Here is a 16,915-nt window from a genome sequence, read left to right as displayed (position 1 = left end):
ACCTATAAAAAGCCGACAAAAAGAGGAGCAATATACAATGGAAAAGTGGACGCTACGAGCAAGAAAGGAAATATGGTTTGTGCCGAGCCTATACGCGTTGGCAAGCATCATTCTTACAGCGATTGTTATATCAATAGATACCGTTTTTGCCGATTCTGTTCAGAATTACCTTCCGAAGATGTTTTTTACGAATGTGGATTTGAGCACCACCATTTTGAGCTCGATTGCCACCGCCATTCTCACGATGACCACCATTTCTTTTTCCACGATCATGGTCGTCTTGACCACTTATTCCAGTCAGTTTTCTCCTCGGACGCTTCAGGATTTTATGACGGAAAAAACAACGTTGCGTGTACTTGGTGTGTTTGTCGGTTCCTTTATTTACACGGTGTTGTCCTTGCTGTTCATGAAGGATTGGCTAGATGAGCAGCGGGTGTTGGCGTCAGGTGTAGGTGTCATTCTTGCGGTCGTTTGTGTGGGTTACTTTGTCTTTTTCATTCACCATGTCGCACGCTCAATCCAGGTCAGCAAGCTTATAGAGAGGCTCATGAAGGAAGGGCTTGCTACGGTAAAAAAGAAAAAATTACTCTATAAAGCTGAAAAAATCATTTTTGAAAAGATGGATATTCGAGCGTCCACTCAGGAAAAAGTGGAACTCACTCCCAAGGCGACAGGATATGTCCAAGTAATCGATACGGAAGGGTTGGCTGCCAAGGCGAAAGAGCACGGTTTTCATATAGTTTTCAATAAACGAATCGGTGACTTTGTGACAGAACGCAGCGTGATTGCCTTCGTTTATTTTACAAAAGAAAAACCGGACGACGTGGATCTGACCGTATTTATCGAGGTGGGGGAGGAGCGGACGCCGCTTCAGGATGGTGAATTTGCCCTGCAAAAACTTGCGGAAGTGGCCCTTCGTGCAATATCTCCGGGCATCAATGACCCTAACACTGCCAACAACTGTATTCGATATATGAGCAGATTGTTGATGGAGTTTGGTGAAGTCGATGCAGACGCCATCACCTATCTTGATGAAGATAAGGAAAAAAGAGTGACGATTCCGCAACGTAATTTTGAAGAAATTCTGTACACGGGTTTTTATCAGATTCGAATATATGGAGAACGGGATATCTCGGTCGTCCTCACGACGTTGGAGTGCCTGATTCTTATCGCTGAGGGAAGCAATCAGGAGATTAAGGAGAAGGTGAAGAATATGTGGGGCTTTTTGGTGGAGAGCATCAAAGAGGATTACTTCGAGCCGCTTGATATAAAAATGGTGGAAGAGAAAAAGAAGAAGTTAAGCGAATTATTGAACTGAAAAAGGGATTCGAAAGCCTGTCCGAATCCCGATGACCTTGCAATTATTGGTCGCTTAATCGCTTACCGCCAACAGCATAATGTCCCTTTGTCATCTCTTCAATAAAGACGACGATTTTCTCTTCCGGGGCACCGGTTGTTTCGCTGACAGCAGCTGTCACTTTTTCCACCAATGCTTTTTTCTGTTCTTCATTTCGGCCTTCCAGCATCTTCACGGTTACATATGGCATTTTCTATTCGCTCCTTTGAATGTTTTTAACTCTCCCGTAAATTATTGTATAATGAAAAGAAAAGCGCAAGCGGCAGGATCGGATTTGCCGCCGCAGCTATCCAATTAAGCAAGGGGGCTAGAAAATGGATCAAGGAAAAAAAGAAGAAACCAATTGGCTTTAATATTATAAAAAATGACCCGACAGACGGGCACGGCGGGTTCGGAATCGGGGCGCTCAGCCTTGATAATGTGTCACCTGTATTTGTAGATGTAGAGGGCGGGGAAGCCTTTGTTGACATCGGCGCGATGCATGCCCGCAGTACAGTAGAGCGTGGGATCAAGTTTCTTCCCAACAAAGAGGACGTACCGAACGGAAAACCTTACTGGCTTGTTTGGGTAACCATCGACCGCAAACAAGAGGGGCCATACTATGCCGGAGTGACAGCATGTGAAATGACGGTGGACCGTGAAATCCGCCGAGGCTACAAGTCCCTGCCGGAGCATGTGAATAAAATGGATAAATCCATGAAACGCCACATCATGGTGGAGCACATGGATGACCGTTCTAAAGCTATTTTGCAAAACTATCTGGAGTCTCATGACAGTGGAATGTGGGAGAGAGCTTCCGATGATCTTAAGAAGCAGTTGGTTGTAAACTAGTTTGTCAAGAGGTTATCGAAAATAAAGATGTGACATTTTTTTGAATGTTCCACTCTACCTACTTGAGTTATTACGACAAAAAAAGTAAAATTAACTCACATGTGTAGAACACATGGAAAGCTAGGACACCTAAAACCCCCGGGAGACATCCCGGGGGTTTTAACTTTATTAGGATACTATTTGTTAGTTGAAGTCCATAGCTGTTGATTGGAGCAAAAGGCGAAGACTCCTCGAAAATGCTACGCATTTTCTTCGTGCGAAGTATCGCTGCCGAAGCATTCCTTGTCCTGCGGGGGAGTAGCGACATTGTTGAGACCCCTGAAGCGTTGTGAGGAGGCTCAAGGTCGCCCCGCGGAAAGCGGAGCCGTTTTGCGGAAATCAACAGCGTTGTTTCTTAAACCTTACATCCAAGGTACAAATCGTTTCCACCATTTTTTATCTTCTTCTTTTGGCTGCTCATCAGGGATTGTATCTTCCTCTTTTACATCCTCTAGATGCGCCATGCAGTATTCGGTTGGTTCGGTTCCTTTAATGTAATAGCTTAGCCTGGAAACCGGGCAGTCGCTTGTGGCTAGAAGACCGCTTTGCGGGTTGACCTGCACCCCGACCACTCCTTCTGTTGGGGCAAAAGTCACAACTGATTTATTGTCGAGCGCGCGCTCCATGAATCCTGCCCATAAATTTTTCGCATAGTGCTTTTCCGCCCAGAGCGTAATCGATTGATCCCGGTCATAGCCTGTCCATACTGCACTCACAAGCTGCGGCGTGTATCCAATCATCCAGCTGTCCGTTTCCGTGGACCCGGACTTTCCGGCATAAGGCCTTGTCAGTTTATCTAGAACCGCATTCCCAGTTACAGCCATATAACCATTCAACGCCGGATCAAACATTCCCGTCATCATATGATTCAGGACAAATGTTACATCAGGATCCAACAATTGCTTCGTTTCTTTTTCCCGCTCAAAAAGAACTTCTCCACGGTAGTTCACTACCTTTTCAATAAAAACAGGCTTCACTTCTTTCCCACCGTTTGCAAAAACACTGTAGGCATTGGCCATATCAATTACTCGTACAGGAGATGTGCCAAGTGCAAGAGAAGGGACATCCTTAATTTGCGAATGAATGCCAAGTTTTTTTGCCTGTTTGGTCAATTCTTCTTCACCTAGCAGCAGATGTGTTTTTACCGCATAGACGTTATCGGATAATGGTAAGGCCTGCATCATCGTCAAAACATCATTGGCATAGTAGTTGTTGAAGTTGTGCGGTGTGTAAGTCGAACGCCCGTTATCCACTTGGAAAGTGGTCACTTCACTCCGGAAACCGGTAGATGGCGTGAATCCCTGCTCAAGCGCCCGGTAATATAACAATGGCTTGAAAGTCGAACCTGGCTGCCTTTCTGCCTGTGTAACCCGGTTGTACGAGCTCTCTTCATAATCCCTTCCACCGACAAGTGCAAGCACTCTTCCAGTTTTCGGGTCCATCGAGACGAAGCCGACTTGCATATCAGACGCTGGGTCGAACGTTTTCTCCACTTCTTCTTCCGCAATAGCCTGGAGATTAGGATCCAAGGTGGTGTAAATGTGAAGCCCGCCCATTTCTAACTCTTCTTGCAGACCCAATACATTTCTAATCTCCGCCCGGACTGCATCTTGGAAATATGGCGCCATAAATTCTTTCGGTAGATGCTCACGGTTACCGTATGTCAGCGGTTGAGCGAGCGCGTCTTCCGCTTCTTTTTTTGTAAGAGAGCCGTTTTCCACCATCGAATAGATGACAACCTCTTGCCTTTGGCGAGCCCGGTCGCTATCTGCATAAGGCGAGAAAACGCTCGGACCTTTTGGAATGCCCGCAAGCATGCAGGCTTCCGCTAATGTCAGCTCTTTTGCTGGCTTGTTAAAATAGTAATAGGACGCCGATTCAATCCCATAAGCGCCATGACCATAATAGATCGTATTCAAATAGCCTTCGAGAATCTCCTCCTTGGAGTAATTCGCCTCGATCCTGATGGTATAAAGGGCTTCCTCCCACTTTCGCTTCCACGTTTTATCATGGACAAGGAAAAGATTTCGAGCATATTGCTGCGAAATGGTACTCGCTCCTTGAACCTTCGCGCGAGCCTTAATGTCTGCAAGAATGGCCCCGCCAATCCGTTTTGGGTCAAACCCGTGATGGGTGAAAAAACGCCTGTCTTCCACCGCCACCGTCGCATCCACTAAATAAGGGGATATGTCCTCAAGTCCAACCCAGTAACGTTTCTCGCCACTATGAGCCTCTCCAATGATCGCTCCGTCCTTGCTGTAAAAAATCGATGACTGCGTAACAGAAAGGGGAGGGACACCCTTGGATTTTGCATATATCCAAACTCCGCCAACTAAAAGAAAGAAAGAGATTGATAGGATGATTCCGATAAAAAACATGGCACGAATATATTTGATAACCTGCTGAAACCGGTCGTTTGTGATTAATTCCATTTTCTCCAACCCCCTTTATCTATGACCTCTATCTAATGAATTTTTCATAGTGAAATACCTAAGTTGATTGCAGTGGAAGGCGCGTAGACTTCCGCGGGAGGAAGGGACAGGGGAGACCCCGCAGGCTTGCCGAGGAGGCTCCCGGACCGCCCGCAGAAAAGCGAAGCGCCTGGAACGGAAATCAACCGTTTAAACGAATATATATCTTCATTAATAAAAAATGGTTTTATTTCCTAGTATGAAATTCTTTGAACCTTTTTAAACATTTGCAGAAAAATAAATTTTTTACTTGAATTTTTGCTAGATTCATCTATACTTTTTTCTTGGTGATTAGAAAAGTGGAAGTGGTTGTTCGTTGGCCGCAGAAGCAAGAAATCCCGAGAAATCAATGTTTCATTTTTCATTGATAGGGAACGATAAAAACGAGCATTTAACGATAGAAACTACCGCTTATGGCCGCAAGATAGATAGTAAATTTAAAGTTAGAAGGGAATGTTGTACAAAATGGAATTATGGTACACAGAATATCAAACAAAAAACTTCGGAATCACAGCGAAAATCAAACGCACTTTACATACAGAGCAGACGGAATTCCAAAAGCTTGATATGGTAGAAACAGAAGAGTTCGGCAACATGCTTATTTTGGACGGAATGGTGATGACCACACAAAAGGATGAGTTCGTTTATCACGAAATGGTGGCACACGTACCATTGTTCACACACCCGAACCCTGAAAATGTGTTGGTAGTAGGTGGAGGAGACGGCGGCGTGATCCGCGAAGTCCTGAAACACCCAAGCGTGAAAAAAGCGACCCTTGTTGAAATCGACGGAAAAGTAATCGAGTACTCTAAAAAGTACCTTCCTGAAATTGCAGGAGAACTTGAAAACGAGCGCGTAGAAGTAAAAGTCGGCGACGGCTTCATGCACATTGCAGAAAGCGAAAACGTTTATGATGTCATCATGGTAGACTCCACGGAGCCTGTTGGACCAGCTGTAAACTTGTTCACTAAAGGTTTCTACGCAGGAATCTCCAAAGCATTAAAAGAAGACGGTGTATTCGTAGCGCAAACGGACAACCCATGGTTCACGCCTGAGTTAATCACAAATGTACAACGCGACGTACGTGAAATCTTCCCGATTACACGTCTATACATTGCAAACATCCCAACATACCCAAGCGGCATGTGGACATTCACCATCGGATCCAAAAAACACGACCCACTGGAAGTAAGCGAAGACCGCTTCCACGAAATCGACACAAAATACTACACAAAAGACCTGCACAAAGCAGCATTCGCCCTACCAAAATTCGTAGCGGATTTAGTGAAGTAATAAGGTAGAGTGATAAAGAGGTGAAGAGGGGTCTGACCCTCGGTGCGGTACAACGTTAAAGTTATAAATAACTAAAGAGGGGTCTGACCCTCAGCGCGTTAAAGCGCTAAGGGTCAGACCCCTTCATTCAAGGAGGAAACCACTCATGCGTTTTGATGAAGCATATTCTGGCAACGTGTTTATTAAAAGCCACCCAAGCTTTGAAGATAGCCAAGCAGTGATCTACGGCATGCCGATGGACTGGACAGTAAGCTACCGTCCAGGATCCCGCTTCGGCCCGTCCCGTATCCGCGAAGTATCCATCGGACTGGAAGAGTACAGCCCGTATCTTGACCGCGAACTAGAAGAAGTAAAATACTTCGATGCCGGCGACATCCCATTGCCATTCGGTAACCCGCAAAAAAGCATCGAAATGATTGAAGAATACATCGACAGCCTTTTAGAAAAAGACAAATTCCCACTTGGAATGGGTGGGGAGCACCTTGTATCATGGCCTGTCATCAAGGCGATGTACAAAAAGTACCCGGACCTTGCCATCATCCACATGGATGCACATACAGACCTTCGTGACGACTACGAAGGCGAGCCGCTTTCCCACTCGACACCGATCAAGAAAGCAGCAAACCTGATCGGACCTAAGAATGTGTACTCATTCGGAATCCGTTCAGGCATGAAGGAAGAGTTCCAATGGGCGAAAGAAGTCGGCATGCACATCTCCAAATTCGAAGTGCTTGAGCCATTGAAAGAAATCCTTCCGACACTTGCTGGCCGTCCGGTATACGTAACAATCGACATCGACGTACTGGACCCTGCACACGCACCTGGTACAGGTACAGTGGATTGCGGCGGCATCACATCCCGTGAATTGCTTGCATCCATCCATGCCATCGCAGGTTCCGATGTGAACGTGGTTGGAGCGGATTTGGTCGAGGTTGCGCCAATTTATGACACTTCCGAGCAGACTGCCAACACTGCAAGCAAGCTGATCCGAGAAATGATTTTAGGTTGGGTAAAATAAAGATTTGAAAAATAGCTCTGTTTTCTAAGTTGTTGCTGCTAAGCGGCGGCTTGGGGAACGGGTCTTTTTGTATAAAAATGGATTCTATTTGCCTGAAGGCTCAAGAAACCTTGGTGAAAAGTTAAATAGAACGGTTCTATACGCCCGAAGCCCGAGGGAAATCACGAGAAAGGTCAAATAGAACGGTTCTATACGCCCGAAACGCAAAGAAACTCGCCTGAAAAGTCAGATGGAACGGCTCTATACCCCCTAAGCCCCCGAGAAGACTCAAACTAACTGTCAAATAGAACTCCTCTCTACTCCCAAACCACCACAAAAACCATCAATTTCTCCCCACCTACCGACATCCTCTATTGAACTCCACACCCTACTTGTTTTATACTATGAAGGTTATAGAAAAATCGACGCGAACCAATAAGCGTTAAAGATAAAAGGATGTGGGGCCAGATGGCAGACAATCAAAATCACTTAAAGATGCCGATAAAGGTGACGTTCCAATCGGAAATAATTAATGCGGATAATGACAGGGAATTTGTTGTGTTTGGAGCAGATGGTCAATACTACATAAAAGGTGAATCAGAATACATCGTCTTCTCAGAAGAGCTTGAAGGCAAGGAGAAGGTCGATTGTTTTTATAAAATTACGGACAAAGAAGTGCGTCTAAAGCGTTCCGGTGACATCAATATGTTGCAATCCTTCCGTGCCGGTGAAACGACAGATGGCAGTTACCAGGGCGGTGGCGCAAGATTTGAGTTCGAAACGGAAACCGATAAAGTGGTCATGATGAAGGATCCAGATAAGAAAAGAGGCTGTTTGCAGCTTGACTATAAATTGAAGGTTCAAGATCAAATAACCGGTCAATACTTGATAACAATCAACTACGAGGAGGAACAGGCAAGATGAATATAGTAGAACAAGTACAAGAACGCCTGAAAGAAGAGATTAAGGCTTCCGTTCTGAAAGCGGGCTTGGCAACAGAGGAGCAAATTCCAGCTGTTGTTTTAGAAACACCAAAGGACAAAACAAACGGGGACTACTCCACAAACATGGCGATGCAACTTGCACGCGTAGCCAAAAAAGCACCTCGTATGATTGCAGAAGAAATCGTGAAAAATTTTGATCAATCGAAAGCATCCATTGAAAAGATCGATATCGCTGGTCCTGGATTCATCAACTTTTACATGGACAATGCCTACTTGACAGACCTAATTCCGACGATATTAAAAGCAGGAACCGATTACGGACGTTCCAACATCGGTAAGGGTGAAAAAATCAATGTCGAGTTTGTTTCGGCAAACCCTACAGGTGACCTTCACTTAGGACATGCCCGTGGTGCAGCAGTGGGGGATTCCCTTTGTAATGTACTGGATAAAGCAGGCTATGAGGTAACACGCGAATATTACATCAACGACGCAGGTAACCAAATTAACAACCTGGCACTTTCCGTTGAGGCACGCTATTTCCAAGCGCTTGGCCAAGACAAAGAAATGCCAGAAGACGGCTACCATGGCAAAGACATCATCGGAATCGGACAGGCAATTGCAGATGAGTTCGGCGACCGCTTCGTCAACGAATCAGAAGAAGACCGCCGCAGCTTTTTCCGTGAATACGGCTTAAAATACGAAATGAAAAAATTGCAACAGGATTTAGAAGAGTTCCGAGTTCGTTTTGATGTGTGGTACTCCGAGACTTCCTTATACAATAACGGAAAAATCGATGAAGCACTGGCAACCCTTCGTGAACAGGGCCATATCTATGAAGAAGAGGGAGCAACATGGTTCCGCTCCACAGAATTTGGCGATGACAAAAACCGTGTACTCATTAAAAATGACGGTTCTTACACATATCTGACGCCGGACATCGCTTACCACCAAGATAAACTAAAACGAGGCCATGACAAACTGATTAACATCTGGGGAGCAGACCACCACGGTTATATCCCTCGTATGAAAGCTGCCATTGAAGCGCTTGGTTACGGAAAAGACGCGTTGGAAGTGGAAATCATCCAGCTTGTCCACCTTTTCCAAAACGGAGAAAAGATGAAAATGAGTAAGCGTACTGGTAAAGCAGTAACGATGCGTGATTTGATGGAGGAAGTGGGCTTGGATGCCGTACGTTATTTCTTCGCTATGCGTTCAGGTGACACACATCTAGATTTCGATATGGACTTGGCAGTCTCCCAGTCCAATGAAAACCCGGTTTTCTATGCACAATACGCACATGCTCGTATTTGCAGCATGCTTCGCCAAGGAGAAGAGCAAGGCTTGAGCCTAGAAGGAAACTTCGCGCTTGAGCACATCTCCTCTGAAAAAGAGATCGATCTTTTGAAAAAGCTTGGGGAATATCCGCTTGCGGTAGCGGAAGCGGCAGAAAAACGCATTCCTCACCGTATTACCAACTACACATTTGAACTTGCATCCGCGCTTCACAGCTTCTATAATGCGGAAAAAGTTCTTGATGCAGATAACATGGAAAAATCGAAGGCACGTCTAGGGTTGATGAAAGCTGTACAAATCACGCTGCAAGATGCACTTAAGTTGATCGGAGTTTCTGCACCAGAGAAAATGTAATGCCAAAAAGCTCTCTACTAGAAATTAGAGTAGAGAGCTTTCTTTTGGCCAAAATAAACAACATAAGATAAAACAACAAGGGAGTTTTCCACTATGAAAGAAAGCTTATTAGCACTAGCAACAGGTATGGTCGTAGGGTTCCTTTTCGCCCTGTTTCGACTGCCAATCCCAGCACCACCCGTATTCTCCGGCATCGTAGGAATCGTCGGCATCTACCTCGGCTACCGCCTATTTACCTGGGTCGCACCGATCTTCCAATCAAGCAACTAAAAGAGAGGGGGCTGATCCTTCACCGCATTAGAGCGGTGAGGGTCAGACCCCTCTTTACTTCTTTATCACTTCACCATTCCACCGCGCCGCCGCTAATCCGATTGACGCCCCTGATTTTGGCGATGTCTTCGCATAGTTGCAGGGCGGCTTCATCTTTTCGTTTTGCTTCTATCATAAAGTCAACATCCTGCCCAAGTCCGACGACCACTTTTAAAAACTCCATCAAAAACTGCAGATCCACAAAGTCTGCATGGTGCCGCAATTTCTTTTCGGAAATAGGGGAGGAGATATGTATCTTTGGGATGATGCCGATATCCTTCCACGTCGCATACACCCGTGGCAGCAACTCTTCCCATGACACAGAGCTTGGATTGGCGTACTCATGATGGTAATCAAACGCAAGTGGAATTCCGAGCTCTTCACACAACACCAACGTTTCCTCCGTGGTGTACGTCTTATCATCGTTCTCCAAAGTCATACGAGCCCGGACCTCATCCGGCAGCGAAACAATATTTTCCCTGAAACGTTCGACCGCAAGCTCCTTGTTCCCATAAGCACCGCCAACATGGATGTTGATCGTTCCCTGATCCTCTAGCCCCATCGCCTTCAACATGTCATAGTGGTAAACCATATCAATCACCGCATTCTCTGTAATATGCGGCTTATCGCTTGTAAACAACGTAAACTGATTGGGGTGAAAACTCGAGCGCATGCCGTACCGTTTCACTAAGTCCCCAATCTCCTTAAACTCATCAGCAAACTCACTGACAAAGTCCCACTTTACATCCGGGTGGGTGGCAAGCGGGACGATAGAGGAAGAGAAACGGAATACTTTAATTTCGTGAGCGATGCAAAAGTAAATCGTCCGCAATGTGTTCATTAAATTCTCACGCGTCACAGAGAGTAACTTTTCCCGCCCCTCCTCGGCAGACATCTGTTTATAACGAGTATAGGTGAGTGCTCTGGCAGGGGAGGCTTCCCAGAGCGTCCATGATTGTGATACAAATCCAAAGCGAATCCTCATGCAACCGGCTCCTTTTTAAATGAAAATCTAAAACTCGCTACATCAACGGAGCGAGAATCTTAGAAAGTTGTTCTCGACCTTTTGCCATCAAAGAACGATTCTCGATAAACTCAAGCGTCAACTTTTCCGAATTATGAATGTCCTTATGGATTTCCTGAACCGTCTTGTGTACAAATTCCTTATCAAAAATCAAACAGTTTATTTCATTGTTTAAAAACAAGCTGCGTTTATCAAAGTTAGCCGTTCCAATATCACAGGTGTGGTCATCAATAACCATAACCTTCGCATGGTAGAATCCTAAATAAAAGCGATATACCTCTGCACCGGCAGAAATAACCGTCTTAAAATAAGGAAATGCTGCATCCATCACCAAGGGATGATCTGCTTTGGCGGGAACAAGAACAGTTACTTTCACTCCGCGTGCAAGAGCAGAGAGCAACTCCTCATGCAAAGGCTCACTCGGAATAAAATAAGGAGTGCAGATGATGATGGACTTCTCTGCTTTTTGAATCAGCTTTAAAAAGGTATCCGTCAAATGTCCGCCATTCGTCGGGACCAACTTGTGCGTGATGGGGCCTTTCACCAACTCCGGATAATACATGTCCCCCCACTCGCCAGGTTGAAAATCACCGGCCTGCTCCCAGTTCTGGATAAACTGTGACTGAAGGTCCTGCACACCTTCCCCCTCAAGCTTGAGATGGTAATCGCGCCAAACGCCAAACTCCGGATCCTGTCCAAGGTATTCTTTTCCGATATTGAATCCTCCAACATACCCGATTTTCCCGTCAATCACCGTAATTTTCCGGTGATTTCGCTGATTAATGCTGAAAAAAAAGAATGGGAAAGCGGGCTTATGATAAACCTCCACTTCAATGCCGTGCTGCTTGAGTTCTTTCATTGTTTCTTTTTTTACATCAAAGGATCCAAAATAATCAAGAAGGAGCCGAACCTCTAACCCTTGATCGGCCTTATCTTTTAAAATGGTCAGAAATTCTTTGCTTGCGTGATCGTCACGTACCATGTAAAAGAGGGAATGAATGTGGCTGGTCGCTTGGCGCATGTCGTGAAATAAATCTTTATACAGCAAGTTCCCGTCAGCGTAGAGGAAAATCTCACTCTGCCTTTTGGGAAACTTCAACCGTTTGCTTTCTTTTAAATGCTTCTTTCTTCCTAAATGTAAATCAAGTGCTAGCCAAGCAAAAATAAGTCCAAATGCCCCCATAATATATAATGCAATTTCCATCCTATTCCCTCCCGAAAACACGTCCATATAGTTTTTACGTATTCCATCGTTCTTATCCTATAACTAATTACCCATACCCTAATTCACAGAAAAATAAAGCGATTTTTACAACTAAATGTGTTGACTGAATGCTCATTCAGTTATAAGATAGACTTAAATTACTAAAGTTCTGAAAATTATATTCTTTCCAAACATTGAGGCTCTTTCGTTGCATAAACACGTAAACGGCCGACAGTAAAAGGGGACACGAAAGGAGTGGGAGATGTGAGTAACGGTTTGTTAATCGCCAATTGGATTTTAACGATAATTGTAACCGCTTACGCATTATCGCTGTTTGTTTACTTGATCAGAACAAGAATTCAATTCATCAAACTTGGGAAAAAAGTAGAATTCGACAACAAAGTGAAAGAACGATTAGACAAAGTCTGGGTCAATGTATTTGGCCAGAAAAAATTATTGAAGGATAAGAAAAGTGGGATTATCCACGTCATGTTCTTCTATGGATTTCTTATGGTTCAGCTTGGGGCGCTGGATCTGATCATCAAAGGGCTTGCTCCAAACGCGCATTTGCCGCTTGGACCATTATATCCGGCCTTTACGTTTTTCCAAGAGCTAGTAACACTGATGATTTTAGTTGCGGTTGTTTGGGCTTTCTACCGCCGCTATGTAGAAAAGCTGGTTCGTTTAAAAAGAGGATTCAAATCCGGCCTGGTATTACTATTTATCGGCGGATTAATGCTCTCTGTACTATTTTCAAACGGAATGGGACTTATCTGGCATGACCATGGCCTAACATGGAGCGAGCCAGTGGCATCACTATTCGCACTCATGTTCAGTTGGATCAACGAAACGGCAGCCATCGCATTATTCTATGTCGGCTGGTGGATTCACCTGTTATTCCTATTAACTTTCTTGGTGTATGTACCGCAATCCAAGCATGCGCATTTAATTGCAGGACCTGCGAATGTATTTTTTCACCGTACAACGAACCCAGGAAAGCTTGAAAAAATCGATTTTGAAGATGAAACGCAAGAAACATTTGGTGTTGGGAAAGTGGAAGACTTCACCCAATACCAATTAATCGATATGTACGCCTGTGTGGAGTGTGGACGCTGTACCAACATGTGTCCGGCAACTGGTACAGGAAAAATGCTTTCACCGATGGATTTGATTATTAAAATTCGTGACCACTTAACAGACAAGGGAGCGGCCATTACGTCCAAATCCCCTTGGGTACCAACATATGCGTTCAATAACACGCACGGAAATCAGCTTGCTATGATGTCGGCTGCCGGAAAAGGTGCACAAGAAAGCGCTGCAACGATTGAATACAGCCCGAGCCTGATTGGTGATGTTATCACTGAGGAAGAGATCTGGGCATGTACGACCTGTCGTAACTGTGAGGACCAATGTCCGGTAATGAACGAGCATGTCGATAAAATCATCGACCTTCGCCGTTACCTGGTTCTTACAGAAGGAAAGATGGATGCCGATGCGCAACGTGCAATGACCAACATCGAACGCCAAGGAAATCCTTGGGGGCTTAACCGTAAAGAACGCGAAAACTGGCGTGACGCAGCACCGGAAGTTAGCATTCCAACGGTAAAAGAAATGAAAAAAGCTGGCGAAGATTTTGAATACCTGTTCTGGGTAGGGTCCATGGGATCTTTCGATAATCGCTCCCAGAAAATCGCCATCTCTTTTGCAAAATTAATGAACGAAGCTGGCGTGAAGTTCGCGATTCTTGGCAACAAGGAGAAAAACTCCGGAGATACGCCGCGCCGTCTAGGAAATGAATTCCTATTCCAAGAGCTTGCAACAAGCAATATTGCGGAATTCGAGAAAAACGAAGTCAAAAAAATCGTCACGATCGACCCGCATGCTTATAACATTTTCAAAAACGAGTACCCTGATTTCGGACTTGAAGCCGAAGTCTATCACCATACAGAAGTACTGGCAGAGCTTGTGAAAGAAGGCAAACTCACACCAGTACACGAGGTAAAAGAAACGATCACGTACCACGATTCCTGCTACCTCGGCAGATACAACGAAGTCTACGAGCCACCTCGTGACATCCTAAAAGCCATCCCAGGCGTCAAAGTGGTCGAAATGAACCGCAGCCGCGAAACGGGAATGTGCTGTGGAGCCGGCGGAGGACTTATGTGGATGGAAGAGGATACAGGCACACGCGTCAACGTCGCCCGTACCGAACAAGCACTCGAAGTTGCACCAAGCGTCATTAGCTCCGGCTGCCCGTACTGCTTAACGATGCTTTCGGACGGAACGAAAGCGAAAGAAGTAGAAGAAAACGTAGGCACCTATGACGTAGCAGAACTACTCGAGCGCTCCGTCATCGGCGACAAACAAGAATTAGTATCTTAATAGAATAATAGAACCGAGCATACAAGGTGTACGTAGTTCTCTGCGTGCACCATATGCTTTTCACCAAAACTGAGCGACCGTTCAGTTTTTAAAACAGAAAAATTGTAAGCGGTAACAAATATTGTCTTACTAGTTTACCCAGTTGATTGAAGTGCAAGGTGTGAGACTCCTGCGGGGGAGAAAAGGTTGATTGAGACCCCGCAGCGAAGCGATGAGGCTCAAACACCTTCCCGCGGAAAGCGAACACCTGGAACGGAAATCAACTGGGAGTTAACGCAAACTTTTTCAATTTTAAAGGAGGATGTTATCAATGGGAAAAACAGTAATCGTCAGTGCAGTTCGTACACCAATCGGCCGTTTTGCAGGAGGACTTAGCTCACTCACAGCCTCAGACCTAGGAGCAGTCGCCATCAAAGAAGCACTATCAAGAGCAAACGTATCAGGCGACCAAGTAGGAGAAGTCATCATGGGCACCGTCCTTCAAGGCGGCCAAGGCCAACTGCCATCCCGCCAAGCCTCCCAAAAAGCAGGCCTGCCATGGGAAGTGCGCACCGAAACCATCAACAAAGTATGTGCATCCGGCATGCGCAGCGTCACACTCGGTGACATCCTCATCCGCTCCGGGGAAGAAGAAGTCATCGTAGCAGGCGGAATGGAATCCATGAGCAACGCGCCATACATGCTGCCAAAAGCAAGATGGGGCCTGCGCATGGGCGACAGCACCGTGCAAGACTTGATGGTCCATGACGGCCTAACTTGTACTTTCACAGGCGTGCACATGGGCACATACGGAAACAGCGTCGCAAAAGAAATGGAAATCACCCGTGAAGACCAGGATGCATGGGCGTACAGAAGTCACCAGAGAGCAATTGAAGCAACGGAAAAAGGCACATTTGATGCAGAAATCGTCCCAGTTTCTGTCCCTCAGCGAAAAGGCGACCCGATCGTCGTGAGCAAGGATGAGTCTCCACGTAAAGATACATCTATTGAGAAACTGGCAAGCTTGCGACCGGCATTTGACCATGATGGAACGATAACGGCAGGAAACGCACCAGGCGTGAATGACGGAGCAAGTGCCCTTGTGTTGATGAGCGATGACCGCGCGGCAAAAGAAGGAAAGGAAGTGCTTGCGACCATCCTAGGCCACGCGTCCATCGCAGTGGAAGCAAAGGATTTCCCGAAAACGCCGGGGCTTGTCATCACCGAACTTTTAAAGAAAACAGGCACAAAGCTCGAAGAAATCGATCTTTTTGAAATAAATGAAGCGTTCGCGGCGGTTGCGTTGGCATCGGCAAACCTAGCAGGACTTGATTTGGAGAAAGTGAATGTAAACGGCGGGGCAGTTGCGTTAGGACATCCGATCGGGGCAAGTGGCGCACGCATCATCGTGTCGTTGATTCATGAGCTGAAACGCCGCGGCGGCGGTCTTGGCATTGCGTCAATATGCTCAGGCGGCGGACAGGGCGATGCAATCTTGATCCAAGTATAAGCGAGAGAAATTTTTTAGGAGGAATCAGAACATGACAATTCAAAAAGTAATGGTGATCGGCGCAGGACAGATGGGCTCTGGCATTGCGCAAGTGTGTGCGATGGCTGGCTATGACGTGTATATGAACGATTTGAAACAAGAATTTTTGGACCGCGGGCTTGCGGGTATAACGAAAAATTTAAGCAGATCCGTGGAAAAAGGGCGCATGACAGAGGACGAGAAAGCTGCTGTACTTGGTCGCCTGCAAACGACAACAGCACTTGAAGACGCTAAACACGTCGACATCGTCATTGAAGCGGCAGTGGAAAACATGGACATCAAAAAGAAAATTTTTGCCGAGCTTGACCAGAACGCTCCGGCTCACACCATTTTGGCGACTAATACATCTTCGCTACCGATCACGGAAATTGCTGCAGCAACCGGGAGACCAGAAAAAGTTATCGGGATGCACTTCATGAATCCTGTTCCTGTCATGAAGCTTGTCGAAATCATTCGCGGCTTGCAGACTGCAGATGAAGTATACGGTGCGATTGAAGATATGACGAAAAAGCTTTCCAAAGTGCCGGTGGAAGTGAACGACTTCCCAGGATTTGTATCCAACCGTGTGTTAATGCCGATGATCAACGAGGCCATTTTCACGGTTTACGAAGGGGTAGCCACGCCGGAAGCAATCGATGAAGTCATGAAGCTTGGAATGAACCATCCGATGGGGCCGCTGACACTTGCCGATTTTATCGGACTTGATACTTGCCTGTACATCATGGAAACATTGCATGAAGGTTTTGGCGATGACAAATACCGTCCATGTCCATTGCTTAGAAAATATGTGAAAGCAGGCTGGTTGGGACGCAAGACCGGCAGAGGGTTTTATACGTACGAGACGTGAGAACGGCTTGATGGCAACAAGGGGTAATTTTTCTAGACAGCA

Annotated in this window: 14 protein-coding genes; 10 read left to right on the top strand and 4 right to left on the bottom strand. The window is 45.8% G+C overall.

The genetic code is table 11. The features are described 5' to 3' along the window. The first annotated feature begins 37 nt into the window (after positions 1 to 37). Complete coding sequence (locus tag M313_RS0115695) at positions 38 to 1,318, top strand: DUF2254 domain-containing protein (RefSeq protein WP_010197507.1); 1,281 nt, start codon at positions 38 to 40, stop codon at positions 1,316 to 1,318. A gap of 43 nt (positions 1,319 to 1,361) precedes the next feature. Here M313_RS0115695 and thmT read toward each other — a convergent pair whose 3' ends face one another. Next, positions 1,362 to 1,547: a 2-hydroxymuconate tautomerase gene (gene thmT, locus M313_RS0115690; RefSeq protein ID WP_010197504.1), complete on the bottom strand. Its 186-nt coding sequence runs from the start codon at positions 1,545 to 1,547 to the stop codon at positions 1,362 to 1,364. A gap of 128 nt (positions 1,548 to 1,675) precedes the next feature. On the opposite strand from thmT, the gene M313_RS0115685 reads away from it, so the two are divergent. Beyond that, the gene (locus M313_RS0115685; RefSeq protein ID WP_029326554.1) at positions 1,676 to 2,188 is read left to right on the top strand and encodes a YwhD family protein; all 513 of its coding nucleotides are present in this window, start codon (positions 1,676 to 1,678) and stop codon (positions 2,186 to 2,188) included. Positions 2,189 to 2,589: 401 nt separating this feature from the next. Here M313_RS0115685 and M313_RS0115680 read toward each other — a convergent pair whose 3' ends face one another. After that, positions 2,590 to 4,659, bottom strand: coding sequence for a transglycosylase domain-containing protein (locus M313_RS0115680; protein WP_010197499.1), 2,070 nt, complete (start codon positions 4,657 to 4,659; stop codon positions 2,590 to 2,592). 504 nt (positions 4,660 to 5,163) lie between these two features. On the opposite strand from M313_RS0115680, the gene speE reads away from it, so the two are divergent. The 5 genes from speE to M313_RS25385 all read left to right on the top strand — a co-directional run bounded on the left by speE (position 5,164) and on the right by M313_RS25385 (position 9,849). Further along, positions 5,164 to 5,991, top strand: a complete 828-nt coding sequence (speE, locus tag M313_RS0115675) for a spermidine synthase (RefSeq protein WP_010197498.1) — start codon at positions 5,164 to 5,166, stop codon at positions 5,989 to 5,991. A gap of 145 nt (positions 5,992 to 6,136) precedes the next feature. Continuing rightward, positions 6,137 to 7,009 carry an agmatinase gene (speB, locus tag M313_RS0115670; protein ID WP_010197495.1) on the top strand — a complete coding sequence of 291 codons (873 nt, stop codon included), beginning with the start codon at positions 6,137 to 6,139 and terminating at the stop codon, positions 7,007 to 7,009. Positions 7,010 to 7,456: 447 nt separating this feature from the next. Continuing rightward, entirely contained in the window at positions 7,457 to 7,912 is a 456-nt protein-coding gene (locus M313_RS0115665) for a YwiB family protein (protein ID WP_010197494.1), read from the top strand. Next, positions 7,909 to 9,579, top strand: coding sequence for an arginine--tRNA ligase (argS, locus tag M313_RS0115660; RefSeq protein ID WP_010197490.1), 1,671 nt, complete (start codon positions 7,909 to 7,911; stop codon positions 9,577 to 9,579). The genes M313_RS0115665 and argS overlap by 4 nt, the downstream gene beginning before the upstream one ends. A 93-nt stretch (positions 9,580 to 9,672) precedes the next feature. Next, positions 9,673 to 9,849, top strand: coding sequence for a XapX domain-containing protein (locus M313_RS25385; protein WP_010197488.1), 177 nt, complete (start codon positions 9,673 to 9,675; stop codon positions 9,847 to 9,849). Between the two features lie 70 nt (positions 9,850 to 9,919). Here the strand turns inward: M313_RS25385 and uvsE are convergent, their stop codons facing one another. Both uvsE and cls read right to left on the bottom strand, forming a co-directional pair. Further along, positions 9,920 to 10,873, bottom strand: coding sequence for a UV DNA damage repair endonuclease UvsE (gene uvsE / locus M313_RS0115650; protein WP_010197486.1), 954 nt, complete (start codon positions 10,871 to 10,873; stop codon positions 9,920 to 9,922). A 37-nt stretch (positions 10,874 to 10,910) separates the two neighbouring features. Beyond that, positions 10,911 to 12,116, bottom strand: coding sequence for a cardiolipin synthase (cls, locus tag M313_RS0115645; protein WP_010197484.1), 1,206 nt, complete (start codon positions 12,114 to 12,116; stop codon positions 10,911 to 10,913). A 264-nt stretch (positions 12,117 to 12,380) separates the two neighbouring features. Here cls and M313_RS0115640 point away from each other — a divergent pair, with 264 nt between their 5' ends. The 3 genes from M313_RS0115640 (at position 12,381) to M313_RS0115630 (ending at position 16,873) form a co-directional block, all read left to right on the top strand. Next, positions 12,381 to 14,498, top strand: coding sequence for a (Fe-S)-binding protein (locus M313_RS0115640; protein WP_034775016.1), 2,118 nt, complete (start codon positions 12,381 to 12,383; stop codon positions 14,496 to 14,498). 310 nt (positions 14,499 to 14,808) lie between these two features. Next, positions 14,809 to 15,987, top strand: coding sequence for an acetyl-CoA C-acetyltransferase (locus M313_RS0115635; protein WP_010197478.1), 1,179 nt, complete (start codon positions 14,809 to 14,811; stop codon positions 15,985 to 15,987). Between the two features lie 31 nt (positions 15,988 to 16,018). Next, positions 16,019 to 16,873 (top strand): 3-hydroxybutyryl-CoA dehydrogenase, encoded by an 855-nt coding sequence (locus M313_RS0115630; RefSeq protein WP_010197475.1) that lies wholly within the window; start codon positions 16,019 to 16,021, stop codon positions 16,871 to 16,873. The last annotated feature ends 42 nt before the right edge of the window (positions 16,874 to 16,915 follow it).

Origin of the sequence: Bacillus sp. m3-13 (assembly GCF_000175075.1) — a bacterium.
Taxonomy (GTDB): domain Bacteria; phylum Bacillota; class Bacilli; order Bacillales; family Bacillaceae_I; genus Sutcliffiella_A; species Sutcliffiella_A horikoshii_C.
Note: the sequence above shows the minus strand (reverse complement) of the source record. Positions and strands in the feature narration are given on the sequence as shown.